Source organism: Pseudomonas sp. SK, assembly GCF_012975065.1.
GTDB classification, from domain to species: domain Bacteria; phylum Pseudomonadota; class Gammaproteobacteria; order Pseudomonadales; family Pseudomonadaceae; genus Aquipseudomonas; species Aquipseudomonas anuradhapurensis.
On record NZ_CP051857.1, the window covers coordinates 700,205 to 726,571 of the forward strand.

Below are 26,367 nucleotides of genomic sequence, written 5' to 3' on the forward strand. Positions count from 1 at the left end.
CGGCCCTGGCAATTCTTGCATGGGGCCTAAGTTCAGGGGCCGCTTCGCGCCCCATCGCGACACAAGGCCGCGCCTACAAGGGCTCCCAGCGCCCGACCATATGCAGCACGCCGCCATGCCCGTCCAGCCGCAGCGTTCCCTGCGGCCCTGCCTCACTGGCACTGAGCAGCACCTCCGACGGCAACCGCACCGGCTTGCGGAAACCCACCTCGAAGGCATAACCACTGTGCGGCAGGTGGCCACGCAACGCTGCCAGGGCCATGGCCTTGCTCCACATGCCATGGGCGATGGCGGTGGGGAAGCCGAACAGCCGGGCACTGGCGGCGCTGAGGTGGATCGGGTTGTAATCCCCGCAGACCTTGGCATAACGCCGGCCAATATCGCTGTCGGCGTACCAGCGGGTCGCCTCCGGCAACGCCGCCGGTTGCTCTTCGGCCGGCTCGTCCGTCGCGCCATCCAGCTTCAGCCCGCGCACCAGCATGCGGCTGGTCTCGCGCCAGAGCAGGCCGATGCCGTCTTCGGCTTCGCTGACCAGGTCGAAGGTGCCGCCCTTGGCGTGCGCTTGCAGGTTGTCCGTATACACCGCAAAGCGCAGCCCTTCGACAGCGCCGAGCGGGCGTAGCACTTCGATGCGGTTGTGCAGGTGCACCAGGCCCAGCAGGGGGAAGGGGAAATCGTCGGCGGTCATCAGTTGCAACTGCAGGGTGAACGCCATCACGTGCGGGTAAGTAGCCGGCAGGCGGCCATCGTCGGTGAAATGGCAAAGCCGCCGATAGGCTGCCAGGTTGCCCGGCTGGACGCCGATGAGGCAACGCAGGCCATCGCCCGGCAGGCGGTCACCGCTGATCTTGCGCTTGCTGGCTGCGCGCAGGTACAGGCTGGCGCGCGAAGCCGGGCTGTGCAGGTCGTGCCAGTGTCGGCTCATGTTCACGCTCCCATCAAGGCCTGGCCGCAAACGCGCAGCACCTGGCCGTTGATCGCCCCGGAACCGGGCTGGCTGAGCCAGGCGATGGCTTCGGCGATGTCCTGCGGGCGCCCGCCCTGGCCCAGCGAACTCAAGCGTCGCCCGGCCTCGCGCAGGCCCATGGGCATGACGGCGGTCATGTGGGTTTCGATGAACCCGGGGGCCACGGCATTGATGCTGCCGCCACGCTCGGCAAGGCATGGCGCCCAGGCCTGGGCCAGGCCGATCAAACCAGCCTTGCTGGCGGCATAGTTGGCCTGCCCGCGGTTGCCGGCGATGCCGCTGACCGAGGCCAGCAGGGTGATCCGCGCGTTGTCACCCAGGGCGCCGTGGTCATGCAGCGCCTGGGTCAGCACCTGCGGCGCCTTGAGGTTTACCGCCAGCACCGCATCCCAGTATTCCGGGGTCATGTTGGCCAGGGTCTTGTCGCGGGTGATGCCGGCATTGTGCACCACGATGTCGATGCCCTCCGGCAGCGCTGCGAGCAAGCGGCTGGCCGCGTCGCCCGCGCAGATATCCAGCGCCAGCGCCTTGCCACCCAGGCGCGCGGCCAGGGCGTCGAGGTCCTGGCTGGCCTGCGGCACGTCCAGCAACAGCACGTCGGCGCCATCCCGCGCCAGGGTTTCGGCAATCGCAGCACCGATGCCGCGTGCGGCGCCGGTGACCAGGGCGCGGCGGCCCGCCAGTGGCCGGGTCCAGTCCCCGACCTGGCTGGCGCAGGCTTCCAGGCGCAGCACCTGGCCGGAAACGAAGGCGCTTTTCGGCGACAGGAAGAAACGCAGTGCGCCTTCCAGCTGGCTGTCTGCGCCGGGGGCGACATACAGCAGCTGCGCGGTCGCGCCATTGCGCAGTTCCTTCGCCAGCGAGCGGCTGAAGCCCTCCAGGGCCCGTTGCGCAATGCTCGCCAGCGGGTCAGCGAGGCTTTCCGGGGCGCGCCCCAGCAGCACCACATGGGCGCACGGCGCCAGGCTGCGCAGCAACGGCTGGAAAAATTCGCGCAACTGCTTCAACGCGTCGCTGTCGGACAAATGCGTGGCATCGAACACCACGGCCTTGATTTTCGGCCCCAGGCCGGCCACCCACGGCTCGGCCTGGAGGTTGTCGGTGTTGAAGCGGTAAAGCGTGTCGGTCAGGCGCGGGGCGAGGGTTTCGACCTGGCTTGCCAGGGGCCCGCCACCCAGCACCAGGGCCCCCTCCACCGGGCGCAGGCGGCCAGCCTGCCAGCGCTCCAGCGGAGCCGGGTGTGGCAGGCCAAGGGCATCCACAAGCCGGCGGCCGAGGGTGGAGTTGGCAAAGCCGAGGTAGCGATCGCTCATGAGTGGTCTCCCGGAAGGCAAGCTTGAAAGTGTGGACCAAGTTTGTAGCAAGGTCGTTCGAATGCGCTAAAAACACCTAGGCTGTACGGATCAAATTGTTTCAGGAGGAACCAACGCATGCGTTCACCTCGCCGGGTCGCGATCCTGGGCGGCAACCGAATTCCCTTCGCCCGCTCCAATGGTGCCTATGCCACCGCCAGCAACCAGGCAATGCTCACTGCCACGCTCGAGGGGCTGATCGAACGTTATCGCCTGCATGGCTTGCGCATGGGCGAAGTGGTCGCCGGTACGGTGCTCAAGCACTCGCGTGACATGAACCTGACCCGTGAATGCGTGCTGGGTTCGCGCCTGTCGCCGCAAACCCCGGCCTATGACATTCAGCAAGCCTGTGGCACCGGGCTGGAGGCGGCGCTGCTGGTGGCCAACAAGATTGCCCTGGGGCAGATCGACTGCGGCATTGCCGGTGGCGTGGACACCACCTCCGATGCACCGATTGCGGTAAATGAAGGCTTGCGCCACATCCTGCTGCAGGCCAACCGTGGCAAAAGCCTGGGCGAACGGCTCAAGCCGCTGCTGAAGCTGCGCCCCCACCACCTGAAACCCGAGTTGCCGCGCAATGGCGAGCCGCGTACCGGCTTGTCGATGGGCGAGCACTGCGAACGCATGGCCCAGGCCTGGCACATCGAGCGTGCCGAGCAGGACCAGCTGGCACTGCTCAGCCACCAGCGGCTGGCCGCTGCCTACGCCGAAGGCTGGCAGGATGACCTGCTGACGCCGTTCCTGGCGCTGACCCGCGACAACAACCTGCGCCCTGACCTGACCCTGGAGCAACTGGCCCGGCTCAAGCCAGCCTTCGACCGCAGCGGCCAGGGCACGCTGACGGCCGGTAACTCCACACCGCTCACCGACGGTGCTTCGCTGGTGCTGTTGGGCACTGAGGAGTGGGCGGCGCAGCAAGGGCTGTCGGTGCTGGCGTATCTGGTCGACGGTGAAACGGCGGCGGTGGATTTCGTCACTGGCCGCGAAGGGCTGTTGATGGCGCCGGTGTATGCGGTACCGCGGCTGCTGGCGCGTAATGGGTTGAGCTTGCAGGATTTTGACTACTACGAGATTCACGAAGCCTTTGCCGCCCAGGTGCTGTGTACGCTCAAGGCCTGGGAGGATGCCGACTACTGCCGCCAGCGGCTGGGGCTGGAGGCGCCGCTTGGGGCAATCGACCGCAGCAAGCTCAACGTCAAGGGTAGTTCGCTGGCGGCCGGACACCCGTTCGCGGCGACCGGCGGGCGGATCCTGGCCAACCTGGCGAAGCTGTTGGCTCAGGCCGGGCGGGGGCGTGGGTTGATTTCGATCTGCGCGGCGGGTGGGCAGGGGGTGACTGTCATCGTCGAGCGCTGAAACCAAGCCTTGTAGAGCGGCCTTGTGTCGCGATAGGGCTGCAAAGCAGCCCCAGGGTTTCAGCACAGACGCAAAAATTGCTGGGGCTGCCTTGCAGCCCTATCGCGACACAAGGCCGCTCCTACACGTTGACCGATCAGCTGTCCCAGCTGTTAGGCTTGTCTGCTCAGAACTACAAGAAACCGCCATGCCGACCATCGGACAACCCCGCGCCATCCCGGCGCTGGCCCGCCTGCCCAGGCCTTTGTATGCCCGCGCCGAAAGCCTTGGCGCCGGCTCCTGGACCACTCGCCACCAGCACGACTGGGTGCAATTTTCCTACGCCATCAGCGGTGTACTGGGCGTCTATACCCAAGAAGGCAGCTACTTCGCCCCGCCGCAGTGGGGGGTGTGGATACCTGCCGATGCCGAACACGAAGTGGTCACCTCGATGCAGGCCGAAATGCGCAGCCTGTACGTGCGCCGTGACGCCTGCGCGTGGGCGCCGGCGCGATGCCGAGTGCTGGAGGTGACACCGTTGGCGCGCGAGCTGATCAAGCAGTTCTGCCTGTACCCGGCAGATTATCCGGAAGGCGACAGCGCCGAAGCGCGGCTGGTGGCGGTGCTGCTCGACCAGTTGCGCGCGCTACCCGAGGTCGGCTTCTCGCTGCCGCTACCGCGCCATCCGGGATTGCTGGCATTGTGCAATGGCCTGATCGCTGCCCCGGAACAGCCGCAGACCTTGCAGCAATGGGCGCGCCAGCTGGGCTGTTCGGAAAAGACCTTGATGCGGCTGTTCCAGCGGGAAACCGGCTTGAGCTTTCGTAACTGGCGCCAGCGCATGCGGCTGCTGTCGTCGCTGGCATTGTTGGAGGCGGGGGAGAATGTGACCGCAGCGGCGTTGGGCTGTGGCTATGACTCTACGTCGGCCTATATTGCGGCGTTCAAGCAGCTGTTCGGGGCGACGCCGGGTGAGTTGAAACTCTGATCGTAGGTCCCCGGTACTGGCTGCTTCGCCGCTTATCCCGCGAAGCAGCCAGTACCGGCAATGCATCAGGTACGGAACCTGCGTACCAGCGCATCCAGTTCGTTGGACAGCCCGGCCAGGCTCTCCGAATCCACCCGGGCTGCCTGGGCCAGTTCGGCAACCAGCTGCGCATCCCCGTGAATCTGGCTGATGTGCCGGTTGATGTCCTCGGCCACCTGATGTTGTTCCTCGGCCGCCGTGGCGATCTGGGTGTTCATGTCACGGATCACGTCCACCGACTCGCGAATCTGCCCGAAGCTGTCACGGGCCATGCCGATGCGGCTTACCGATTGCTGGGAAACTTCCAGGCTGGCATGCATCTGCGCGGCCACTTCGGCGGTGCGGCTGGCCAGGTTGCCGAGCAGGCCGTCGATCTCGGCGGTGGAGTCGGCGGTGCGCTTGGCCAGCGCCCGCACTTCGTCGGCGACCACGGCAAAGCCGCGGCCCTGCTCACCGGCGCGGGCCGCCTCGATGGCGGCGTTGAGGGCTAGCAGGTTGGTCTGTTCGGCAATCGAGCGGATGGTGCCCAGGATCGACTGGATAGCGTTGCTGTCGCGCTCCAGCTGCTGGATCGACTGCGCCGATTGCTCGATCTCCTGGCTCAGGCGGTCGACACTGTGCACCGCTGCGTCGATCTGCTGCTGGCCTTCCCGGGCCTGCTGCTGGCCGCTGTCGGCCGATTGCGCCGCCTGGCTGCAGGAACGCGCTACTTCGTTGGCAGTGGCGACCATTTCGTGGAAAGCGGTCGAGACCATGTCCACGGCTTCGCGCTGGCGGCCCGCCGCTTCGGCCATGTCGCTGGACACGCGGGTGGAGCTGGTCGAGGTGCTGAGAATCTTGCCGGCTGCAGCCCCGATGTGCTGGATGAGGCTGCGAATGGCACCGAGGAACTGGTTGAACCAGTTGGCCAGTTGTGCGGTTTCGTCGCGGCCGCGAATTTCCAGGTTGCGAGTCAGGTCGCCTTCGCCCTGGGCGATGTCTTCCAGGCCGCTGGTGACGCTGTTGATCGGCCGCACGATCAGCTTGGCGAAGGTTGCACCGACCACGGCGAACAGTGCCGCCAGCACCACGGCCACGATACCGATCAGCCAGGTCAGGCGGGTGGTGGTCTGCATCACTTCGCTTTGCTCGATCAGGCCGATCAAGGTCCAGCCCAGCTGTTCATCCGGGTAGATGTTGGCCATGTAGCGCACGCCACCAAGCTCCACTTCAGCCAACCCTTTGCCATGCTTGGCCAGTTCGGCGTAGCCGTCGCCAAAACTCGCCAGTGGCTTGAAGTTGTGCTTGGCGTCACGCGGGTCGACCAGCACGTTGCCGTTGTTTTCCACCAGCAGCACGTAGCCGCTCTCGCCCAGCTTGATCTGCTGCACGATCTCGGTCAGGCCTTTGAGCGAGACGTCGACGTTGACCACGCCGCCGGGGTTGCCCAGCTGGTTGGCGACGGTACGCACGGTGCTGACCAGCACGGCATCGTCGGGCGCCCAGTAGTAGGCTTCGGTGCGCAGGGTCTTGCCAGGGTTGGCCATGGCCAACTGGTACCAGGGGCGGGTACGGGGGTCGTAGTTGACGAACTTCTGCCCGGCCGGCCAGCCGACGTAACCACCGTCACTCACCCCGTAGGACAGGTAGGCATAGGCGGGGTGCGAGGTGGCCAGGCGGGTCATGAACTCCAGCACTTTGCTGGCCTGCTCGCCCAGTTCGTAGGACGGCGTCGCGCTCATGTACTTGTTCAGTTCGCTGCCGGTGGCGGCGACCAGGGGCTGCGCCGCCATGTACTCGACGTTCTGGTTGATGCCCTGGAAGAAGATGTTCATCGCGTTGCTGACCTGGCGGATTTCCCGGCTGCTGCCGTCCAGGAACCCGTCGCGTGCTTCGCCACGCAGATTGAGGACCACCAAGGTGGCCACCAGGACGATGGGCAAGCCGGCAATGACCGCGAATGCCCAGGTCAGTTTTTGTTTGATGCTCATCGATGCCCCCGGATTGTTATTGTCGCTACTCGAAGCAGGTAACAATTACATCGGCAGCATCTGGGTTTAATGTAGGAAACGTCCCCGTATTTATTGGATCAAGTCGCGGGCGAGTGACTAGCGGTCGTGTTTGAACCGATGGGGCCTGCTGCAGGCACGGGGCGCCTCAGTGACAGCAGCCGCCCGCAGCGCCATTTGCCAGGTCCTTGAGGATCGGGCAATCCGGGCGGTCGTCCCCCTGGCAGTGGGAAACCAGCTCCCCGAGGGTGTCGCGCAGGCTCACCAGTTCCTCGATGCGGCGGTTCAGCTCATCGATGTGCTGCAGGGCCAGCGCCTTGACATCGGCGCTGGCACGCTGGCGGTCTTGCCACAAGGTCAGCAGCTTGCCAACTTCCTCAAGGGAGAAGCCCAGGTCGCGGGAGCGCTTGATGAATGCCAGGCTGTGCAGGTCTTCGGCCTGGTACAGGCGGTAGCCGCTGTCGCTGCGTGTGGCGGGCTTGAGCAGGCCGATGGACTCGTAGTACCGGATCATCTTGGTGCTGAGCCCGCTGCGGCGGGCGGCCTGGCCGATGTTCATGGAGCCTCCTGGGTATCGCTGGTGGGTTTCCAGGCCTTGAGCCACAACGCGTTGCTCACCACGCTGACGCTGGACAGGGCCATGGCGGCGCCCGCCAGTACCGGGTTGAGGTAACCCAGCGCGGCCAGCGGGATGCCGATGAGGTTATAGATGAACGCCCAGAACAGGTTCTGGCGGATCTTTGCGTAGGTCTTGCGGCTGATCTCCAACGCAGCCGGCACCAGGCGCGGGTCGCCGCGCATCAGGGTGATGCCGGCGGCCTGCATGGCCACGTCGGTGCCGCCGCCCATGGCAATGCCGATATCGGCGGCGGCCAGCGCCGGCGCATCGTTGATACCGTCGCCAACCATCGCGACGACGCCATCGCGCTTCAGTGCGGCCACGGTTGCCGCCTTGTCGGCCGGCAGCACTTCGGCATGCACGTCATCGATGCCCAGGGCATCGGCTACCACCTTGGCGCTGCCCCGGTTGTCGCCGGTCAGCAGGTGGCTGCTGATGGCTTGTGCATGCAGGGCCTCGATCGCCGGCAGGGCGCCCGGCTTGAGGCTGTCGCCAAAGGCGAACAGGCCCAGCACCCGGGGCTGCGTGCCGCGTTCGATCAACCACGACAGGGTGCGCCCTTCGGCTTCCCAGGCTTGGGCCAGGGCGGCCAGGTCTCCGGCTGGCAGGGCGCTTTCGTCGAGCAGGCGGCGGTTGCCCAGGGCCAGCTCGCGGCCTTCCACCCAGCCGGCGATGCCGCGCCCGGTCAGCGCCTGGCTGCCGGTGACGGCGGGGACATCCAGCCCTTGTTCGGCGCAGGCAGCCAGCACCGCCTTGGCCAGCGGGTGTTCGCTGCCGCGCTGCAGGGCGCCAGCCAGGCGGTGCAGGTCGGCGCTGCTGCCCACCTGCGCCTGGCTGTGCACTACCCGCGGGCTGCCGGAGGTGAGGGTGCCGGTCTTGTCGAACACCACGCGGTTGACTGCATGCGCACGTTCCAGGGCTTCAGCGTCCTTGATCAGGATGCCGTGGCGGGCGGCGACCCCGGTGCCGGCCATGATCGCGGCGGGGGTGGCCAGGCCGAGTGCACAGGGGCAGGCGATGACCAGCACGGCAACGGCGTTGATCAACGCGGTTTCCAGCGGTGCGCCGGCCAGCCACCAGCCACCCAGGGTAATCAGCGCCAGCACCAGCACGGCCGGGACGAACACCTGGCTGACCCGGTCGACCAGCTTCTGGATCGGGGCCTTGGCGGCCTGGGCGTCTTCGACCAGGCGGATGATGCGTGCCAGCACGGTTTCGGTGCCCAGCGCCTGGGTGCGTACCAGCAGCCGGCCTTCACCATTGATGGCGCCGCCGGTGACGCTGTCGCCAGGTTGCTTGGGCACCGGCAGGCTTTCGCCACTGATGAGCGCTTCATCGGCATGGCTGCTGCCGTCCTCGACCTTGCCATCGACCGGGAAGCGCTCGCCAGGCTTGACCAGCACCAGGTCGCCGAGGCGCAGCTGGGCGATGGCTACGTCTTCTTCGCGGCCATCGACTACGCGCACGGCGCGCTCCGGGCGCAGGGCTTCGAGGGCGCGGATGGCGCTGGCAGTCTGGCGTTTGGCGCGGCTCTCCAGGTACTTGCCCAGCAGTACCAGGGCAATCACCACGGCCGAGGCTTCGAAATACAAGTGCGGCGCCATGCCCGTCGAAGCCTGCGCCCATTGGTACAGGCTCAGGCCGTAACCGGCGCTGGTACCCAGGGCCACCAGGAGGTCCATGTTGCCGGCGCCGGCGCGCACGGCCTTCCAGGCCGCCACGTAGAAGCGGGCCCCGAGCACGAACTGCACTGGCGTGGCGAGCACGAACTGCACCCAGGCGGGCAACATCCAGTGCATCCCAAACGGTTGCAGCAACATGGGCAGCACCAGCGGCAAGGCCAGCACCAGGGCCGCGCCGACGGCCAGGCGTTCGTGGCGCAGGCGCCGCTGGGCGGCAGCTTGGTCGTCCCTGGCCGTTTGCGGCAGGCTGGCGCTGTAGCCGGCCTTTTGCACTGCGTCGATCAGCAGGTTGTCGTCGACGGTCGGCAGCACTGCGAGGTGTGCCCGTTCGCTGGCCAGGTTGACACTCACCTGCTCCACACCGGGCAGCTTGGCAAGGGCACGCTCCACGCGTCCGACGCAGCTGGCGCAGGTCATGCCGCCGATCTGCAGCTCGACGGTGCGGGTGGGCACGCTGTAGCCGGCTTCGCGTACGGCATCGACCAGCGCAGGCAGGCTGTTGGCCGGGGCCTGGATCCGGGCCTGTTCGGTGGCGAGGTTGACACTGACCTGCTCGGCGCCGGTGACCTTGCGCAGGGCGCGTTCGACCCGGCCGGCACAGCTGGCGCAGGTCATGCCGGCGATCGGCAGGTCATAAGTGGTAGATGCGGGCATGGGCTCTCCTCCTTGGGCATGCCGCCAGCATCAACCTTGCCACGCGGGTAAGGTCAATAGCCCAGGCCGGCTCGTTGCAACTCCAGCCCATGTTGCCCCATGGCGATGCGGTATTTGTTGATCTGGCCCGCCTGCAGGTTCAATCGTGTGCTGCGTTGGTCCTCGATGCCTGGCGCGCAGCCCGGCATCTGCCCGGGCAGCACGCGCAGGCGCACATCCACGGGGCCTGCTGGCAGGTTGAACGAGGTGGACTGCTCCTGGAATACGCGCCCGGAGAGCTGGTCGTTGAGGTAGATGCCGATTTCACAACTGGTGGCCACCTCCAGGCGCTCGCGGGAAATGATCAGTACGCTGTAGTCCGAGTTGCCCTCGGCGCTGGCCGGTGGCACCGCAGCCAGCGTGCTCAATAGCCCGACGGCGCCCAATACTGCCCTGAACATGAAGAATCTCCTGCTTGCCTGATCGTCAAAGGCGCAGCTTGGCCGACGCGCGCGCGGATTTCCACCCCGGCAGTTGTTGGCAAGACTTGACCTTGACCCGGTGGCAAGCTTGAGACTGGCCAAAACTGAAGGAGGAACCCCATGCAAGTGTTCAATGTACAAGGCATGACCTGTGGCCACTGTGTGAAGGCCGTGACCCAGGCGGTGCAGGCGCAGGATGCTGCGGCCAAGGTGGAAGTCGACCTGGCGGCCAGGCAGGTACGGGTGCACAGCGAGCTGGCGCAGGAGCAGATCCTCAACGCCATTCGGGAAGAAGGCTATCAAGCCGAAGTGGCATGACCGGCCAATGCTGACGTCGTAGGAGCGGCCTTGTGTCGCGATGGGCCGCTCCTCCACGGGCCGCGGTGAACAGGCAAGATTGTTGCAAATGTTTTCGTACTGATGGGGTGCATAGCAGGTAGAATCAAATACTTGCTTAGCCTGCTATGGATTCCTGATGAACCTGCGAATGGTGCTCATCCTGGGCGCACTCAGTGCGTTCGGGCCCTTGGCGATCGACTTCTACCTGCCAGCCTTCCCGGCCATGGCGCAGGCGTTCGCCACCGATGAAAAACACGTCCAGATCACCTTGGCGGCCTATTTCCTCGGTTTGTCCATCGGCCAACTGGCCTATGGCCCGGTGGCTGACCGCTTTGGTCGACGCAAACCGCTGATGTTCGGCGTGACCCTGTTCACCCTGGCGTCGCTGGCCTGTGCCTATGCTCCCAGCCTCGACACCCTGGTGCTGGCGCGGTTTGTCCAGGCATTGGGCGGTTGCGCCGGTATGGTGCTGTCGCGCGCCATCGTCAGCGACAAGTGCGACCCGGTGGCCTCGGCCAAGGTGTTTTCGCAATTGATGCTGGTCATGGGCCTGGCGCCGATCCTGGCGCCGATGCTCGGTGGGGTACTGGTGAACCTGGCCGGCTGGCAATCGATCTTCCTCGCCCTGAGCCTGTTCAGTGCCGGTTGCCTGCTGGCAATCAGCCTCGGCCTGCCGGAAAGCCTGCCCGCGCACATGCCGCGCCAGCCGTTGTCTGGCGCCTTGCGCCAATACCTGCGGCTGGTCGCCGACCGGGTGTTCCTCGGCCATGCCTTGACCGGCGGCATCGCGATTGCCGGGATGTTCGCCTACATTGCCGGCTCGCCTTTCGTCTTCATCAAGCTCTACGGTGTGCCGGCCGAGCATTACGGCTGGTTGTTCGGCACCAATGCTGCCGGTTTCATCCTCGTGGCGCAGGTGAATGCCCGTTTGCTGGCCAAGCGTGGCCCGGCATTCCTGCTGGCCCGGGCGGTTTGGCTCTACCTGGCTGCCGGGCTGGTGCTGCTGGGCGTGGCGGCGCTGCGGCCGGCGCAGTTGTGGCCACTGTTGGTGCCATTGTTCGTGTGCATCGCCAGCCTCGGCTGCATCATCCCCAATGCTTCGGCTTGTGCCATGAGCGGGCAGGGTGCCCGGGCTGGCAGTGCCTCGGCGCTGATGGGCTGCCTGCAGTTCAGTGTCGCTGCCGGCGCGGCGGCGCTGGTCGGGCTGCTGCATGACGGCAGTGCGATACCGATGGCGCTGGTAATCAGTTTGTGCGGCGCGCTGGTTGTCAGTGTCGCGCTGCTGACCCGGCGCTTGCAGGCCAGGGCTCGCGCATAAGCGGGTGAGGTGCCTGCAGGCGGGTTTCCAGCGTGGCGACGAAGGCACGCGCTTCGGCCTCGCTGCGGAAACTGACCACGTGTTGATCGAGTTGCACCTGCCACGGGCAGGCAGGGTTTCGGCTAGACGTGCTGACGACAATCTTCATCGCGGCATACCTCCACAGGGAAACAGCCGCTGTAGTGTAGCGCCGCCCCTCCTGCCTGCCATGGCCTGCAACAGCGTCCTGACTGACGGTCGGGCAGGCTGGTTCGCCAGTCCTTTTGCACCCCAGGGCGCAACGCCCATGAGCGCGTGGAACCTTCGCTTTGGTTTGCGTTATTTGTGGAAGGCAACTGTCGGGCACATCCGAAGTTGTGCCTGGTGTTTCTACCGTGCGACGTCGCGGCCCAGCAGGCTGTGCGCCCCGGCTGCCTCAGCGCGCGGCTTGGGGTGGGTTTGCAGGTTTGTTCACGGCTCACCATGGGTACACCTACCCAGTTGTTTCCGCGCGGAGCTGCCGCCGCGCTAGGGCTGCCTGAGTGGCGTTTTTTGCGGCTTATACTGGCGAACCAGGCCAGTGCCAGCGAGAGGCGCTTCCCTGCCAGGGTTGGCCATCGCATCCACACAGTGAACTTGCAGGGAGTTACAGGGACATGAACGCAGCCAGCAGTATCAGCCAGATCGCCAGCCTGATGGCCGACCCCAAGCGCAGTGCCATGTTGTGGGCATTGATCGATGGCACACCACGCCTGGCCAAAGAGCTTGCGGTGATGACCGGCGTGACCTCGTCATCGGCCTGCGCTCACCTTTCCCTGTTGTCGTCTGCCGGCTTGCTCCGGCATGAAGCGCGCGGGCGCAAGCGCTATTTCTGCCTGGCGACTCCGCAGGTCGGGGCCGCAGTGGAGGCGCTGGCCAGTGTCCAGCTGGAAAGCGCCAAGGGGACGCAGGCCAAGGCACCGGTGGCACCCTTGCCCATGTCGGTACGCCGGGCGCGCCGCTGTGGTGATCATCTGGGCGGGGAGCTGGCCAGTGAGCTGTATCATCGCCTGGTGGTCGCCGGCTGGCTGGCGGGCAGTGGTCGGCAGCTGATGGTCAGTGATGAAGGGCGGGCGCAGTTGGCGCTGGTCGGGGTCTACATCGATGCGTTGGCGCCTCGCCAGCAACGTGGCTGTGTGATTTGCCGCTGCACCGAGCGCAACGACCAGGGGCCGCATCTGGGCGGCGTGCTGGGGCAGGCCTTGTTCAGGCTGTTCCTTCAATCTGGCTGGATGCGCGAGGCCGAAGATACGCGGGCTTTGCAGATCTCGGCGTTGGGCATCCAGCAGATCAACCGCATTGCCCGCGTGGCGACGTTGCAGGTCGGCTGACCGCAACGCCGTCATTCATTCAGACCAACCGCGCATCCAGGCTGTTCTGGGCCAGGCGACGGGCCTGGGCTTCGGTCATGCCCAGGTGGGTGTACAGGGCGTGGAAGTTTTCGGTGACGTAGCCACCGAAGTAGGCCGGGTCGTCCGAGTTGACCGTCACCTTCACGCCGCGCTCGAGCATGTCGAGGATGTTGTGCTGGCTCATGTGGTCGAACACACAGAGCTTGGTGTTCGACAGCGGGCACACCGTGAGCGGGATCTGCTCGTCGATGATGCGCTGCATCAGGCGCTCGTCCTCGATAGCGCGCACACCGTGGTCGATGCGCTTGACCTTCAGCAGGTCCAGGGCCTCCCAGATGTACTCGGGTGGGCCTTCTTCACCGGCATGGGCAACGGCGGCGAAGCCTTCGCTACGAGCGCGATCGAACACACGCTGGAACTTGCTGGGCGGGTGGCCCATTTCCGAGCTGTCCAGGCCAACGGCAATGAACGCATCGCGGAACGGCAGCGCCTGGTCGAGGGTTTTCTGCGCTTGCTCTTCGCTGAGGTGGCGCAGGAAGCTGAGGATCAGGCCACTGCTGATGCCCAGTTGCTTGCGGCCGTCCTTGAGCGCCTGGTCGATGCCATTGAGCACCACTTCGAAGGGGATACCGCGGTCGGTGTGGGTTTGCGGGTCGAAAAACGGTTCGGTGTGGATAACGTTCTGTGCCTTGCAGCGTTGCAGGTAGGCCCAGGTCAGGTCGTAGAAGTCCTGCTCGGTGCGCAGCACGTCGGCGCCCTGGTAATACAGGTCGAGGAACTCCTGCAGGTTGTTGAAGGCATAGGCAGCACGCAAGGTTTCCACGTCGGCCCACGGCAAGGCGATCTTGTTGCGCTCGGCCAGGGCGAACAGCAACTCGGGCTCCAGCGAGCCTTCCAGGTGCAGGTGCAGTTCGGCCTTGGGCAGGGCGTTCAACCAGTCATACATAGTGGGTCATCTCGATCAGGTACGGTTGCCGCCATTCTACAGGGCCTGGCCGGGCAATGCGCCCGGCCAGGCTGCAACCCGCTGAATCACCAGACCAGGGGCTCGCCTTTGTAGTTGATGAAACGCAGGCCGCCGTGGCCGCTTTGCGCCTTGATCTGTTCGAGCATGCCGCGGGTACTGGTCAGCACGTCGATTTCGGCGTTCTCGCCGCCCATGTCGGTCTTTACCCAGCCTGGGTGCATGGCCAGCACACACAGGTCGGGGCGTTGCTGTTCCACGACGAAGCTGTTGATCATCGAGTTGAGCGCTGCCTTGCTGGCCTTGTACAGGCAAACCTCGCCACCGTCGGGGATGGTCACGCTGCCCAGGATCGAACTCATGAACGCCAGCACTCCGCTACCTTCACGTACCTGGCCGACCAGGCGGCGGGCCACGCGGATCGGTGCCACGGCGTTGGTCATGAACAGCTCACCGATGTCCTTGTTCTGCACGGCTTCCAGGTCTTGGGGCAGCGGCCCCATGACACCGGCGTTGACGAAGACCAGGTCGAACACCTGGCCTTGCAGGCGCTGCTTGAGGCCATCCAGCTGGGCCGTGTCGTTCATTTCCAGCTGCTCGATACGCACGCCGGGCACATCGGCCAGCGCCCCGGGCTGCTGCGGGTTGCGCACGGTGGCGGTAATGTTCCAGCCGTCCTCATGCAGGCGTTGCACCAGGCCAAGGCCCAATCCGCGCGAGGCGCCGATGATGAGGGCAGATCTTGTAGAAGCCATAGGATCATTCCTTTATCGGTGTATGAAAAGGTAATGAGCATACGTCACCCTGGGCACCGGTGCCCGTTCTCTGAGTGGATAAAAATTGACCAGTTACCCACGGTCCTGCGTGGCCGGGCGCCTGGCCTGTTGGCGCACGGGTTATCCACAAGCTGTTCCACAGTTATTGTGTGCAAGTTCAGAGGGAAGGTGGGTGGTTTGGCCGTTGCATTGGGGATAACTCGTGAGGTTTCAGCTGTTCGAAGCTATCCCAATGTTCTGGTTAAAAAATGAACATGGCCCTGTAAGCATTGAAAACATTGGCCTGCAAGCGAGTGCCCCAAGCTTATCCACAGGCCGGCCCACAGTTGTTGTGGGCAATATTCAGCGCGCTTCGAGCAGAATACGCCCGCGGCTCAGGTCGGCCAGTTGTTGCTGCAATGACGCCAGGTGGGCATCGCCGAGGGCAATCAGCAGATCAACACCATTGGCAGTGAACTGCTCGTCGAGCACCAACCCGTCAACCTCCGCCAGGCGCAACTTCACCAGCGCCAGTTCGCTGAAACCGCAGCTGCAGGTGAATTCGCTGCGTTGCACCAGCAGCCGCTTGGGGGCCTGTTGCAGGCACTTGTTGGCACCGCCGCCGTAGGCCCTGGCAAGGCCACCGGTGCCCAGCTGGATACCGCCGTACCAGCGGATCACCAGCACCACCACCTGGTCGCAGTCCTGCGCTTCGATGGCTGCCAGGATCGGTCGCCCGGCGGTGCCCCCCGGTTCGCCGTCATCACTGCTGCGGTACTGGGCGCCAAGCTTCCAGGCCCAGCAGTTGTGGGTAGCGGCCAGGTCGCTGTGGCGTTCGATGAAGCTCATCGCTTCCGCGGCACTGCTGATGGGCCCGGCGAGGGTGATGAAGCGGCTTTTGCGGATTTCCTCGCGGAATTCGCACAGGTCGAGCAGGGTAGAAGGCATAAATGACGGTCAGGCAGCCGGCTTGATGCCGCAGCCTTTCAGGATGATGTGGATAAGGTTGTTGCTCGCGTCTTCCATGTCCTGCTTGGTCAGGCGGCTACGACCGGTAACCTGGCAGATCTGGGTGGCAAAGTCGGCGTAATGCTGGGTGCTGCCCCAGAGCAGGAAGATCAGGTGCACCGGGTCGACCGGGTCCATCTTGCCGGCCTCGATCCAGGCCTGGAACACCGCGGCCCGGCCGCGGAACCATTCGCGGTAGTCGGCACTGAAGTACTCGGTCAGGCAGGTGCCACCGCTGATCACTTCCATGGCGAAAATCCGCGAGGCTTGCGGGTTGCGCCGGGAGAATTCCATCTTGGTGCGGATGTACTGGCTCAGGGCTTCGGCGGGGTCGTCGTCGACGCTCAAGGCGTTGAAGGTGCTGTCCCACAACTCGATGATGTTGCTGAGCACGGCAATGTACAGGCCCAGCTTGTTGGTGAAGTAGTAGTGCAGGTTGGCCTTGGGCAACCCTGCCTTGAGGGCGATGGTGTTCATGCTGGTGCCCTTGAAACCATGGCGGGCGAACTCGTCTTCGGCGGCCTGGATAATGGCCTGTTCGTTCTTCTGGCGGATGCGGCCCGCGGGCTTGCCCGAGGTGGCGAGGCGATGCGCAGGGACTTCTAGGGTCATGGACGATTCCGTACGGGTCAGTGGCTGCGGCTGTCGGACAAGATTACCTGCCTGCGCCGAAGTGACAAGCGTTAGCGGCAAAGACTGGCATCAGCGTGTCGCAGCCAGGCTCTCGAGGAAGCTTTCCAGCACCAGGTTTGGCCGCCGGCCCTTGCGCGTTACCCAACTGAGGCTCAGGTCATAAAAGCGTTGCCGGGGCTTGAGCGCGCGCAGGCGGCCTTGCTGGACCCAGAACGTGGCGTAGTGGTCTGGCAGGTAGCCGATGTAACGCCCGGTAAGGATGAGAAACGCCATGCCCTCGCGGTCCGAAGCGCTGGCCGTGCAGTTCAGGGCCTGGTAATGGGCCTGGATCTCGGCCGGCAGGCGGAAGGTGGGGGCGATGGCTTCCTGGCTGTTGAGGCGCTCGTCATCTACCTGCTGGTCATCGGCGTAGAACAGCGGGTGGCCGACGGCGCAGTACAGCAGCGAACGCTCGCTGTACAACGGCTGGTACTCCAGGCCCGACAGCGGGCTGGTCTGCGGCACCACGCCGACGTGCAGGCTGCCGTCGAGCACGCCGTGTTCGACCTGGCTGGGGGCGATCATGCGGATCTGGATGCGTACATCGGGGCCACGGTCCTTGAGTTCGGCCAGGGCATGGGTGATGCGCATGTGCGGCAAGGTGACCAGGTTGTCGGTCAGGCCGATGTTCAGCTCACCACGCAAATGCTGGTGCAGGCCGTTGACTTCGGTGCGGAAGCTTTCCAGGGCGCTGAGCAATTGCAGGGCCGAATGGTAGACCTCGCGGCCTTCCTCGGTCAGCGAGAACCCGGCGCGACCGCGCTGGCACAGGCGCAGGCCCAGGCGTTGCTCCAGGTCGTTCATTTGCTGGCTGATGGCCGAGCGACCTATGCCCAGCACGTTCTCGGCAGCCGAGAAGCCCCCGCACTCGACGACGCTGCGGTAGATCTTCAGCAGGCGGATGTCGAAATCGCTGACTTGGGCGAGTGGATCGGGGCGTCGGCTCATCAGTTTAGTCAGGGCCTGTCTGAAGGTTAGAAATGTTGGCTTTTTCAGACTTTATCGCCGTGCCACCTTAGCTGCAACAACATCCATCGTTGCCTAATCGTCTTCCGAGGAACCGCAATGAACATGCCCGAAACCGCCAGCGCCGGTATCGCCAGCCAGCTCAAGCTGGATGCCCACTGGATGCCCTACACCGCCAACCGCAACTTCCAGCGCGACCCGCGCCTGATCGTGGCGGCCGAAGGCAACCACCTGGTCGATGACACGGGGCGCAAGATCTTCGACGCGCTGTCCGGCCTGTGGACCTGTGGCGCCGGGCACACCCGCAAGGAGATCACCGAGGCGGTAGCCCGCCAGGTCGGTACCCTGGATTACTCTCCGGCCTTCCAGTTCGGCCACCCGCTGTCGTTCCAGCTGGCCGAGAAAATTACCGAGCTGACCCCGGGCGACCTGAACCATGTGTTCTATACCAACTCCGGTTCCGAGTGTGCCGACACCGCCCTGAAGATGGTGCGCGCCTACTGGCGCCTGAAAGGCCAGGCGACCAAGACCAAGATCATCGGCCGTGCCCGCGGCTACCACGGCGTGAATATCGCCGGCACCAGCCTGGGGGGTGTCAACGGCAACCGCAAGCTGTTCGGCCAGCTGCTGGATGTCGACCACCTGCCTCACACCGTGCTGCCGGTGAACGCGTTCACCAAGGGCCTGCCGGAAGAGGGCGGCATCGCCCTGGCCGACGAGATGCTCAAGCTGATCGAGCTGCACGATGCGTCCAATATCGCGGCGGTGATCGTCGAGCCACTGGCGGGTTCGGCTGGCGTACTGCCGCCGCCAAAGGGTTATCTGAAACGTCTGCGTGAAATCTGCACCCAGCACAACATCCTGCTGATCTTCGACGAAGTGATCACCGGTTTCGGCCGCATGGGTGCGATGACGGGTGCCGAAGCCTTCGGCGTGACCCCGGACCTGATGTGCATCGCCAAGCAGGTGACCAACGGCGCCATCCCGATGGGCGCGGTCATTGCCAGCAGCGAGATCTACCAGACCTTCATGAACCAGCCGACCCCGGAATACGCCGTGGAATTCCCACATGGCTACACCTACTCGGCCCACCCGGTCGCTTGCGCCGCCGGTATCGCGGCACTGGACCTGCTGCAGAAGGAAAACCTGGTGCAGTCGGCTGCCGAGCTGGCGCCGCACTTCGAGAAGCTGCTGCACGGCGTGAAGGGCACGAAGAACATCGTCGACATCCGCAACTACGGCCTGGCCGGCGCGATCCAGATCGCGGCCCGTGACGGTGATGCCATTGTGCGTCCGTACGAAGCGGCGATGAAGCTGTGGAAGGCTGGCTTCTATGTGCGCTTTGGTGGCGACACCCTGCAATTCGGCCCAACCTTCAACACCACGCCGCAGCAACTGGACCGCCTGTTCGACGCAGTGGGCGAGACCCTGAACCTGATCGACTGATCTGTCCGATTCTGAGGCCAGGTGCGCGAGCAGATCGCGCGCCTGGCTCAACCTTCTTTATCTGGAGTTTTGCATGAGCATTGTTCAGCACCTGATCAACGGCGAGCTGGTTACCAAGGGTGAGCGCAGCGCCGATGTCTTCAACCCGTCCACTGGCCAGGCTGTACGCAAGGTCGAGCTGGCCAGCCGCGCGACCGTGCAGCAGGCGATCGACTCGGCCAAGGCTGCCTTCCCGGCGTGGCGCAACACCCCACCGGCCAAGCGTGCCCAGGTCATGTTCCGCTTCAAGCAGCTGCTGGAGCAGAACGAAGCTCGCATTGCGCAGATGATCAGCGAAGAACATGGCAAGACCCTGGAAGACGCTGCCGGCGAACTGAAGCGTGGCATCGAGAACGTCGAGTTCGCCTGTGCAGCGCCAGAAGTGCTGAAAGGCGAGTACAGCCGCAACGTCGGCCCCAACATCGACGCCTGGTCCGACTTCCAGCCGCTGGGCGTGGTTGCCGGTATCACCCCGTTCAACTTCCCGGCCATGGTGCCGCTGTGGATGTATCCGTTGGCCATCGCCTGCGGTAACGCGTTCATCCTCAAGCCTTCCGAGCGTGACCCGAGCTCGACCCTGTACATCGCCCAGCTGCTGCACGAAGCCGGCCTGCCGAAGGGCATCCTCAACGTGGTGCATGGTGACAAGGAAGCGGTGGATGCGCTGATCGAAGCGCCGGAGGTGAAGGCCCTGAGCTTCGTCGGTTCGACCCCGATCGCCGAGTACATCTATGCCGAAGGCACCAAGCGTGGCAAGCGCGTGCAAGCCCTGGGTGGTGCCAAGAACCACGCGGTGCTGATGCCCGATGCCGACCTGGACAATGCGGTCAGCGCACTGATGGGCGCGGCCTATGGTTCCTGCGGCGAGCGTTGCATGGCCATTTCGGTAGCGGTGTGCGTGGGTGACCAGGTAGCGGATGCGCTGATTGCCAAGCTCGAACCGCAGATCAAGGCGCTGAAGATCGGTGCTGGCACTTCGTGCGGCCTGGACATGGGCCCGTTGGTGACTGCTGCAGCCCGTGACAAGGTGGTGGGCTACATCGACGAGGGTGTTGCTGCTGGCGCCAAGCTGGTGGTGGATGGTCGTGGCTACCGTGTAGCCGGTAATGAGGATGGCTACTTTGTGGGTGGCACCTTGTTCGACAAAGTGACCCCGGAGATGCGTATCTATAAGGAAGAGATCTTTGGCCCGGTGTTGTGCGTGGTACGCGTGAACAGCCTGGAGCAGGCCATGCAGCTGATCAATGATCACGAATATGGTAATGGCACCTGCATCTTCACCCGTGACGGTGAAGCGGCGCGGCTGTTCTGCGACGAGATCGAAGTAGGCATGGTCGGTGTGAACGTACCGTTGCCAGTGCCGGTGGCTTACCACAGCTTTGGTGGCTGGAAGCGTTCGCTGTTCGGTGACCTGCATGCCTATGGGCCGGACGGGGTGCGTTTCTATACCCGTCGCAAGGCGATCACCCAGCGCTGGCCGCAACGCGCCAGCCATGAGGCTTCGCAGTTTGCCTTCCCTAGTTTGTAAGGGATAGTGAAGAAGCGGGGAGGCCGGTAGGCCTCCCCGCTTTGTTTTTGGGGTGGGCACCAGGGCGGCTCTGAGCCTGTCTTTGGATGGTGCTGGCTGTTGGGGGGCTCGCCACGACGCATTCAGTGCCCGTGAGATCGAGCGCCGCCCGCGCGGCGCATCGCGGATGAAATCCGCTCCTACATTTGTTGCAACGTGGCCACGCCTGTGAGGCCATGGTTGTCAGCGGGTTTGCAAGGCTCAAGTCATGCGCCAGGGCTGGCAACCATGGCCTCACAGGTTCGGCACGTTGCAACAAATGTAGGAGCGGATTTCATCCGCGATGCGCCGCGCGGGCGGCGCTCGATCTCACAGGCGCTGAATGTGTCGCGGCGAGCACTTGGCAGCCGTGATACGGTCTTTTTCGCGTACATTTCAATTTCTTGAAATTAACCCTTGACCCCTCTCCGAATCCCCTTATAATGCGCCCCACTTCCAGCGACATCGGAACGAAAAACTCCTTGTTCATCAATGAGTTAAGTAGTGATGAAGAAGCTGAAAGGGCTACGATCGAATGATCGGCGGCGGTCGAGATGAAGGTTGACAGCGTTTCAAAACGCTGTATGATTCGCCTCCCGCTACGAGAGATCGCAGCGAGTCAAGTGTTTGAAGCTAAACGAGTTTCTCGCAAAAAACTTCAAAATAAACGCTTGACAGCAAATGAGGAAAGCGTAGAATGCGCGCCTCGGTTGAGACGAAACGCTCTTAACCAAACGCTCTTTAACAAATCGAATCAAGCAATTCGTGTGGGTGCTTGTGAGTACGGACTGATAGTCACAAAGATTATCAGCATCACAAGTGGCCATGCGAGAAATCACATAGTCATTTGAGATTGCTGAGCCAAGTTTAGGGTTTCTTAAAAACCCAAGCAGTATTGAACTGAAGAGTTTGATCATGGCTCAGATTGAACGCTGGCGGCAGGCCTAACACATGCAAGTCGAGCGGATGACGGGAGCTTGCTCCTTGATTCAGCGGCGGACGGGTGAGTAATGCCTAGGAATCTGCCTGGTAGTGGGGGACAACGTTTCGAAAGGAACGCTAATACCGCATACGTCCTACGGGAGAAAGTGGGGGATCTTCGGACCTCACGCTATCAGATGAGCCTAGGTCGGATTAGCTAGTTGGTGAGGTAATGGCTCACCAAGGCGACGATCCGTAACTGGTCTGAGAGGATGATCAGTCACACTGGAACTGAGACACGGTCCAGACTCCTACGGGAGGCAGCAGTGGGGAATATTGGACAATGGGCGAAAGCCTGATCCAGCCATGCCGCGTGTGTGAAGAAGGTCTTCGGATTGTAAAGCACTTTAAGTTGGGAGGAAGGGCAGTAAGTTAATACCTTGCTGTTTTGACGTTACCGACAGAATAAGCACCGGCTAACTCTGTGCCAGCAGCCGCGGTAATACAGAGGGTGCAAGCGTTAATCGGAATTACTGGGCGTAAAGCGCGCGTAGGTGGTTCGTTAAGTTGGATGTGAAAGCCCCGGGCTCAACCTGGGAACTGCATCCAAAACTGGCGAGCTAGAGTACGGTAGAGGGTGGTGGAATTTCCTGTGTAGCGGTGAAATGCGTAGATATAGGAAGGAACACCAGTGGCGAAGGCGACCACCTGGACTGATACTGACACTGAGGTGCGAAAGCGTGGGGAGCAAACAGGATTAGATACCCTGGTAGTCCACGCCGTAAACGATGTCAACTAGCCGTTGGAATCCTTGAGATTTTAGTGGCGCAGCTAACGCATTAAGTTGACCGCCTGGGGAGTACGGCCGCAAGGTTAAAACTCAAATGAATTGACGGGGGCCCGCACAAGCGGTGGAGCATGTGGTTTAATTCGAAGCAACGCGAAGAACCTTACCAGGCCTTGACATGCAGAGAACTTTCCAGAGATGGATTGGTGCCTTCGGGAACTCTGACACAGGTGCTGCATGGCTGTCGTCAGCTCGTGTCGTGAGATGTTGGGTTAAGTCCCGTAACGAGCGCAACCCTTGTCCTTAGTTACCAGCACGTTATGGTGGGCACTCTAAGGAGACTGCCGGTGACAAACCGGAGGAAGGTGGGGATGACGTCAAGTCATCATGGCCCTTACGGCCTGGGCTACACACGTGCTACAATGGTCGGTACAGAGGGTTGCCAAGCCGCGAGGTGGAGCTAATCTCACAAAACCGATCGTAGTCCGGATCGCAGTCTGCAACTCGACTGCGTGAAGTCGGAATCGCTAGTAATCGCGAATCAGAATGTCGCGGTGAATACGTTCCCGGGCCTTGTACACACCGCCCGTCACACCATGGGAGTGGGTTGCACCAGAAGTAGCTAGTCTAACCTTCGGGAGGACGGTTACCACGGTGTGATTCATGACTGGGGTGAAGTCGTAACAAGGTAGCCGTAGGGGAACCTGCGGCTGGATCACCTCCTTAATCGACGACATCAGCCTGCTGATGAGCTCCCACACGAATTGCTTGATTCATTGTAAAAGACGATGCTGTAACGCGACCCTGTTATAGGTCTGTAGCTCAGTTGGTTAGAGCGCACCCCTGATAAGGGTGAGGTCGGCAGTTCAAATCTGCCCAGACCTACCAATTACTTGGTGCGGCCTAGAATACACGGGGCCATAGCTCAGCTGGGAGAGCGCCTGCCTTGCACGCAGGAGGTCAGCGGTTCGATCCCGCTTGGCTCCACCACTCTTTCAGGTTTCGCAGCACTGCTCAGAAATTAGAAATGAGCATTCCAATGTGAATGTTGATTTCTGGCTTTTGTCAGATCGTTCTTTAAAAATTCGGATATGTGATAGATATAGACTGATGACCAGTTTCACTGCTGGTTAATCAGGCTAAGGTAAAATTTGTGAGTTCTGCTCGAAAGAGCAACATGCGAATTTTCGGCGAATGTCGTCTTCACAGTATAACCAGATTGCTTGGGGTTATATGGTCAAGTGAAGAAGCGCATACGGTGGATGCCTTGGCAGTCAGAGGCGATGAAAGACGTGGTAGCCTGCGATAAGCTTTGGGGAGTCGGCAAACAGACTGTGATCCAGAGATCTCTGAATGGGGGAACCCACTCAGCATAAGCTGAGTATCTTGTACTGAATACATAGGTGCAAGAGGCGAACCAGGGGAACTGAAACATCTAAGTACCCTGAGGAAAAGAAATCAACCGAGATTCCCTTAGTAGTGGCGAGCGAACGGGGACCAGCCCTTAAGTTGATTTGAGATTAGTGGAACGCTCTGGAAAGTGCGGCCATAGTGGGTGATAGCCCCGTACACGAAAATCTCTTGTCAATGAAATCGAGTAGGACGGAGCACGAGAAACTTTGTCTGAACATGGGGGGACCATCCTCCAAGGCTAAATACTACTGACTGACCGATAGTGAACCAGTACCGTGAGGGAAAGGCGAAAAGAACCCCGGAGAGGGGAGTGAAATAGAACCTGAAACCGTATGCGTACAAGCAGTGGGAGCCTACTTTGTTAGGTGACTGCGTACCTTTTGTATAATGGGTCAGCGACTTATATTCAGTGGCGAGCTTAACCGAATAGGGGAGGCGTAGCGAAAGCGAGTCTTAATAGGGCGTTTAGTCGCTGGGTATAGACCCGAAACCGGGCGATCTATCCATGGGCAGGTTGAAGGTTAGGTAACACTGACTGGAGGACCGAACCGACTACCGTTGAAAAGTTAGCGGATGACCTGTGGATCGGAGTGAAAGGCTAATCAAGCTCGGAGATAGCTGGTTCTCCTCGAAAGCTATTTAGGTAGCGCCTCATGTATCACTCCAGGGGGTAGAGCACTGTTTCGGCTAGGGGGTCATCCCGACTTACCAAACCGATGCAAACTCCGAATACCTGGAAGTGCCGAGCATGGGAGACACACGGCGGGTGCTAACGTCCGTCGTGAAAAGGGAAACAACCCAGACCGTCAGCTAAGGTCCCAAAGTCATGGTTAAGTGGGAAACGATGTGGGAAGGCTTAGACAGCTAGGAGGTTGGCTTAGAAGCAGCCACCCTTTAAAGAAAGCGTAATAGCTCACTAGTCGAGTCGGCCTGCGCGGAAGATGTAACGGGGCTCAAACCATGCACCGAAGCTACGGGTGTCATCTTTGATGACGCGGTAGAGGAGCGTTCTGTAAGCCTGTGAAGGTGAGTTGAGAAGCTTGCTGGAGGTATCAGAAGTGCGAATGCTGACATGAGTAACGACAATGCGAGTGAAAAACTCGCACGCCGAAAGACCAAGGTTTCCTGCGCAACGTTAATCGACGCAGGGTTAGTCGGTCCCTAAGGCGAGGCTGAAAAGCGTAGTCGATGGAAAACAGGTTAATATTCCTGTACTTCCAGTTATTGCGATGGAGGGACGGAGAAGGTTAGGCCAGCCTGGCGTTGGTTGTCCAGGTTTAAGGTGGTAGGCTGGAATCTTAGGCAAATCCGGGATTTCAAGGCCGAGAGCTGATGACGAGTTGCCTCTAGGCGACGAAGTGGTTGATACCATGCTTCCAAGAAAAGCTCCTAAGCTTCAGATAACTGGGAACCGTACCCCAAACCGACACAGGTGGTTAGGTAGAGAATACCAAGGCGCTTGAGAGAACTCGGGTGAAGGAACTAGGCAAAATGGCACCGTAACTTCGGGAGAAGGTGCGCCGGCGAGGGTGAAGGACTTGCTCCGTAAGCCCATGCCGGTCGAAGATACCAGGCCGCTGCGACTGTTTATTAAAAACACAGCACTCTGCAAACACGAAAGTGGACGTATAGGGTGTGACGCCTGCCCGGTGCCGGAAGGTTAATTGATGGGGTTAGCGCAAGCGAAGCTCTTGATCGAAGCCCCGGTAAACGGCGGCCGTAACTATAACGGTCCTAAGGTAGCGAAATTCCTTGTCGGGTAAGTTCCGACCTGCACGAATGGCGTAACGATGGCGGCGCTGTCTCCACCCGAGACTCAGTGAAATTGAAATCGCTGTGAAGATGCAGTGTATCCGCGGCTAGACGGAAAGACCCCGTGAACCTTTACTATAGCTTTGCACTGGACTTTGAATTTGCTTGTGTAGGATAGGTGGGAGGCTTTGAAGTGGGGACGCCAGTTCTCATGGAGCCATCCTTGAAATACCACCCTGGCAACTTTGAGGTTCTAACTCAGGTCCGTTATCCGGATCGAGGACAGTGTATGGTGGGTAGTTTGACTGGGGCGGTCTCCTCCCAAAGAGTAACGGAGGAGTACGAAGGTGCGCTCAGACCGGTCGGAAATCGGTCGTAGAGTATAAAGGCAAAAGCGCGCTTGACTGCGAGACAAACACGTCGAGCAGGTACGAAAGTAGGTCTTAGTGATCCGGTGGTTCTGTATGGAAGGGCCATCGCTCAACGGATAAAAGGTACTCCGGGGATAACAGGCTGATACCGCCCAAGAGTTCATATCGACGGCGGTGTTTGGCACCTCGATGTCGGCTCATCACATCCTGGGGCTGAAGCCGGTCCCAAGGGTATGGCTGTTCGCCATTTAAAGTGGTACGCGAGCTGGGTTTAGAACGTCGTGAGACAGTTCGGTCCCTATCTGCCGTGGACGTTTGAGATTTGAGAGGGGCTGCTCCTAGTACGAGAGGACCGGAGTGGACGAACCTCTGGTGTTCCGGTTGTCACGCCAGTGGCATTGCCGGGTAGCTATGTTCGGAAGAGATAACCGCTGAAAGCATCTAAGCGGGAAACTTGCCTCAAGATGAGATCTCACTGGAACCTTGAGTTCCCTGAAGGGCCGTCGAAGACTACGACGTTGATAGGTTGGGTGTGTAAGCGCTGTGAGGCGTTGAGCTAACCAATACTAATTGCCCGTGAGGCTTGACCATATAACACCCAAGCAATTTGCTGAC

The 26,367-nt window shown here is 62.0% G+C and carries 19 protein-coding genes, 2 tRNA genes, 2 rRNA genes and 1 pseudogene; 11 read left to right on the plus strand and 13 right to left on the minus strand.

Annotation, left to right across the window (positions count from 1 at the left end; translation table 11 throughout):
• Window positions 1-73: 73 nt before the first annotated feature.
• Window positions 74-925, minus strand: a complete 852-nt coding sequence (locus tag HG549_RS03130) for a MaoC/PaaZ C-terminal domain-containing protein (protein WP_170028114.1) — start codon at window positions 923-925, stop codon at window positions 74-76.
• Window positions 926-927: 2 nt separating this feature from the next.
• A complete protein-coding gene (locus tag HG549_RS03135) occupies window positions 928-2,280 on the minus strand; it encodes a 3-oxoacyl-ACP reductase (RefSeq protein ID WP_170028115.1) in 1,353 nt (450 codons plus the stop codon).
• Window positions 2,281-2,397: 117 nt separating this feature from the next.
• On the opposite strand from HG549_RS03135, the gene HG549_RS03140 reads away from it, so the two are divergent.
• Both HG549_RS03140 and HG549_RS03145 read left to right on the plus strand, forming a co-directional pair.
• Window positions 2,398-3,675 carry an acetyl-CoA C-acetyltransferase gene (locus HG549_RS03140; protein ID WP_170028116.1) on the plus strand — a complete coding sequence of 426 codons (1,278 nt, stop codon included), beginning with the start codon at window positions 2,398-2,400 and terminating at the stop codon, window positions 3,673-3,675.
• A gap of 187 nt (window positions 3,676-3,862) precedes the next feature.
• Entirely contained in the window at window positions 3,863-4,642 is a 780-nt protein-coding gene (locus HG549_RS03145) for a helix-turn-helix transcriptional regulator (RefSeq protein ID WP_170028117.1), read from the plus strand.
• A gap of 65 nt (window positions 4,643-4,707) precedes the next feature.
• Here HG549_RS03145 and HG549_RS26175 read toward each other — a convergent pair whose 3' ends face one another.
• The 5 genes and pseudogenes from HG549_RS26175 to HG549_RS03165 all read right to left on the minus strand — a co-directional run bounded on the left by HG549_RS26175 (window position 4,708) and on the right by HG549_RS03165 (window position 10,064).
• Window positions 4,708-5,475: a methyl-accepting chemotaxis protein gene (locus HG549_RS26175; RefSeq protein WP_372241560.1), complete on the minus strand. Its 768-nt coding sequence runs from the start codon at window positions 5,473-5,475 to the stop codon at window positions 4,708-4,710.
• 138 nt (window positions 5,476-5,613) lie between these two features.
• Window positions 5,614-6,651 (minus strand): annotated as a pseudogene (locus tag HG549_RS26180) (cache domain-containing protein); the annotation flags it as partial.
• Window positions 6,652-6,817: 166 nt separating this feature from the next.
• Window positions 6,818-7,228: a Cu(I)-responsive transcriptional regulator gene (gene cueR / locus HG549_RS03155; protein WP_170028119.1), complete on the minus strand. Its 411-nt coding sequence runs from the start codon at window positions 7,226-7,228 to the stop codon at window positions 6,818-6,820.
• Window positions 7,225-9,624, minus strand: coding sequence for a heavy metal translocating P-type ATPase (locus tag HG549_RS03160; RefSeq protein ID WP_170028120.1), 2,400 nt, complete (start codon window positions 9,622-9,624; stop codon window positions 7,225-7,227). Before HG549_RS03160 ends, cueR begins: the two co-directional genes overlap by 4 nt.
• Window positions 9,625-9,677: 53 nt before the next feature.
• A complete protein-coding gene (locus HG549_RS03165; protein WP_170028121.1) occupies window positions 9,678-10,064 on the minus strand; it encodes a hypothetical protein in 387 nt (128 codons plus the stop codon).
• A 141-nt stretch (window positions 10,065-10,205) separates the two neighbouring features.
• Here HG549_RS03165 and HG549_RS03170 point away from each other — a divergent pair, with 141 nt between their 5' ends.
• The gene (locus tag HG549_RS03170; RefSeq protein WP_170028122.1) at window positions 10,206-10,403 is read left to right on the plus strand and encodes a heavy-metal-associated domain-containing protein; all 198 of its coding nucleotides are present in this window, start codon (window positions 10,206-10,208) and stop codon (window positions 10,401-10,403) included.
• A gap of 157 nt (window positions 10,404-10,560) precedes the next feature.
• Window positions 10,561-11,742: a multidrug effflux MFS transporter gene (locus tag HG549_RS03175; RefSeq protein ID WP_170028123.1), complete on the plus strand. Its 1,182-nt coding sequence runs from the start codon at window positions 10,561-10,563 to the stop codon at window positions 11,740-11,742.
• Here HG549_RS03175 and HG549_RS25915 read toward each other — a convergent pair.
• Entirely contained in the window at window positions 11,693-11,890 is a 198-nt protein-coding gene (locus tag HG549_RS25915; protein ID WP_225931920.1) for a hypothetical protein, read from the minus strand. The genes HG549_RS03175 and HG549_RS25915 overlap by 50 nt on opposite strands.
• A 487-nt stretch (window positions 11,891-12,377) precedes the next feature.
• Between HG549_RS25915 and HG549_RS03180 the strand changes: the two genes are divergently transcribed.
• Window positions 12,378-13,091, plus strand: a complete 714-nt coding sequence (locus tag HG549_RS03180) for a helix-turn-helix transcriptional regulator (RefSeq protein WP_170028124.1) — start codon at window positions 12,378-12,380, stop codon at window positions 13,089-13,091.
• Window positions 13,092-13,110: 19 nt separating this feature from the next.
• Here HG549_RS03180 and HG549_RS03185 read toward each other — a convergent pair whose 3' ends face one another.
• The 5 genes from HG549_RS03185 to HG549_RS03205 all read right to left on the minus strand — a co-directional run bounded on the left by HG549_RS03185 (window position 13,111) and on the right by HG549_RS03205 (window position 17,462).
• Window positions 13,111-14,058 (minus strand): adenosine deaminase, encoded by a 948-nt coding sequence (locus tag HG549_RS03185; RefSeq protein ID WP_170028125.1) that lies wholly within the window; start codon window positions 14,056-14,058, stop codon window positions 13,111-13,113.
• An 86-nt stretch (window positions 14,059-14,144) separates the two neighbouring features.
• On the minus strand, window positions 14,145-14,831 hold the full coding sequence (locus tag HG549_RS03190) for an SDR family oxidoreductase (protein ID WP_170028126.1): 687 nt from the start codon (window positions 14,829-14,831) through the stop codon (window positions 14,145-14,147).
• A 363-nt stretch (window positions 14,832-15,194) separates the two neighbouring features.
• Entirely contained in the window at window positions 15,195-15,779 is a 585-nt protein-coding gene (locus HG549_RS03195; protein ID WP_170028127.1) for a YigZ family protein, read from the minus strand.
• 9 nt (window positions 15,780-15,788) lie between these two features.
• A complete protein-coding gene (locus tag HG549_RS03200) occupies window positions 15,789-16,451 on the minus strand; it encodes a TetR/AcrR family transcriptional regulator (protein WP_170028128.1) in 663 nt (220 codons plus the stop codon).
• Between the two features lie 90 nt (window positions 16,452-16,541).
• The gene (locus HG549_RS03205) at window positions 16,542-17,462 is read right to left on the minus strand and encodes a LysR family transcriptional regulator (protein ID WP_170034016.1); all 921 of its coding nucleotides are present in this window, start codon (window positions 17,460-17,462) and stop codon (window positions 16,542-16,544) included.
• A 114-nt stretch (window positions 17,463-17,576) separates the two neighbouring features.
• Between HG549_RS03205 and HG549_RS03210 the strand changes: the two genes are divergently transcribed.
• From HG549_RS03210 to HG549_RS03235, 6 genes are all read left to right on the plus strand, one after another.
• Window positions 17,577-18,923: an aspartate aminotransferase family protein gene (locus HG549_RS03210; RefSeq protein WP_170028129.1), complete on the plus strand. Its 1,347-nt coding sequence runs from the start codon at window positions 17,577-17,579 to the stop codon at window positions 18,921-18,923.
• Window positions 18,924-18,996: 73 nt separating this feature from the next.
• Window positions 18,997-20,490 carry a CoA-acylating methylmalonate-semialdehyde dehydrogenase gene (locus HG549_RS03215; RefSeq protein ID WP_170028130.1) on the plus strand — a complete coding sequence of 498 codons (1,494 nt, stop codon included), beginning with the start codon at window positions 18,997-18,999 and terminating at the stop codon, window positions 20,488-20,490.
• A gap of 915 nt (window positions 20,491-21,405) precedes the next feature.
• A 16S ribosomal RNA gene (locus tag HG549_RS03220) occupies window positions 21,406-22,942 on the plus strand.
• A gap of 85 nt (window positions 22,943-23,027) precedes the next feature.
• Window positions 23,028-23,104: transfer RNA gene (locus tag HG549_RS03225), tRNA-Ile, on the plus strand.
• A gap of 26 nt (window positions 23,105-23,130) precedes the next feature.
• Window positions 23,131-23,206: transfer RNA gene (locus HG549_RS03230), tRNA-Ala, on the plus strand.
• Between the two features lie 245 nt (window positions 23,207-23,451).
• Window positions 23,452-26,343, plus strand: a 23S ribosomal RNA gene (locus HG549_RS03235).
• The 16S and 23S rRNA genes sit together here with 2 tRNA genes alongside, the layout of an rRNA operon.
• Window positions 26,344-26,367: the final 24 nt, after the last annotated feature.

What these genes read in the sequence shown, in the direction of transcription:
- HG549_RS03215 (WP_170028130.1), top strand. Translation starts at nt 18,997, where the DNA reads ATGAGCATTGTTCAGCACCTGATCAACGGCGAGCTGGTTACCAAGGGT.
- cueR (WP_170028119.1), bottom strand. Translation starts at nt 7,228, where the DNA reads ATGAACATCGGCCAGGCCGCCCGCCGCAGCGGGCTCAGCACCAAGATG.
- HG549_RS03160 (WP_170028120.1), bottom strand. Translation starts at nt 9,624, where the DNA reads ATGCCCGCATCTACCACTTATGACCTGCCGATCGCCGGCATGACCTGC.
- HG549_RS03165 (WP_170028121.1), bottom strand. Translation starts at nt 10,064, where the DNA reads ATGTTCAGGGCAGTATTGGGCGCCGTCGGGCTATTGAGCACGCTGGCT.
- HG549_RS03210 (WP_170028129.1), top strand. Translation starts at nt 17,577, where the DNA reads ATGAACATGCCCGAAACCGCCAGCGCCGGTATCGCCAGCCAGCTCAAG.
- HG549_RS03180 (WP_170028124.1), top strand. Translation starts at nt 12,378, where the DNA reads ATGAACGCAGCCAGCAGTATCAGCCAGATCGCCAGCCTGATGGCCGAC.
- HG549_RS03145 (WP_170028117.1), top strand. Translation starts at nt 3,863, where the DNA reads ATGCCGACCATCGGACAACCCCGCGCCATCCCGGCGCTGGCCCGCCTG.
- HG549_RS26175 (WP_372241560.1), bottom strand. Translation starts at nt 5,475, where the DNA reads ATGGCCGAAGCGGCGGGCCGCCAGCGCGAAGCCGTGGACATGGTCTCG.
- HG549_RS03140 (WP_170028116.1), top strand. Translation starts at nt 2,398, where the DNA reads ATGCGTTCACCTCGCCGGGTCGCGATCCTGGGCGGCAACCGAATTCCC.
- HG549_RS25915 (WP_225931920.1), bottom strand. Translation starts at nt 11,890, where the DNA reads ATGAAGATTGTCGTCAGCACGTCTAGCCGAAACCCTGCCTGCCCGTGG.
- HG549_RS03130 (WP_170028114.1), bottom strand. Translation starts at nt 925, where the DNA reads ATGAGCCGACACTGGCACGACCTGCACAGCCCGGCTTCGCGCGCCAGC.
- HG549_RS03135 (WP_170028115.1), bottom strand. Translation starts at nt 2,280, where the DNA reads ATGAGCGATCGCTACCTCGGCTTTGCCAACTCCACCCTCGGCCGCCGG.
- HG549_RS03175 (WP_170028123.1), top strand. Translation starts at nt 10,561, where the DNA reads ATGAACCTGCGAATGGTGCTCATCCTGGGCGCACTCAGTGCGTTCGGG.
- HG549_RS03190 (WP_170028126.1), bottom strand. Translation starts at nt 14,831, where the DNA reads ATGGCTTCTACAAGATCTGCCCTCATCATCGGCGCCTCGCGCGGATTG.
- HG549_RS03195 (WP_170028127.1), bottom strand. Translation starts at nt 15,779, where the DNA reads ATGCCTTCTACCCTGCTCGACCTGTGCGAATTCCGCGAGGAAATCCGC.
- HG549_RS03170 (WP_170028122.1), top strand. Translation starts at nt 10,206, where the DNA reads ATGCAAGTGTTCAATGTACAAGGCATGACCTGTGGCCACTGTGTGAAG.
- HG549_RS03200 (WP_170028128.1), bottom strand. Translation starts at nt 16,451, where the DNA reads ATGACCCTAGAAGTCCCTGCGCATCGCCTCGCCACCTCGGGCAAGCCC.
- HG549_RS03185 (WP_170028125.1), bottom strand. Translation starts at nt 14,058, where the DNA reads ATGTATGACTGGTTGAACGCCCTGCCCAAGGCCGAACTGCACCTGCAC.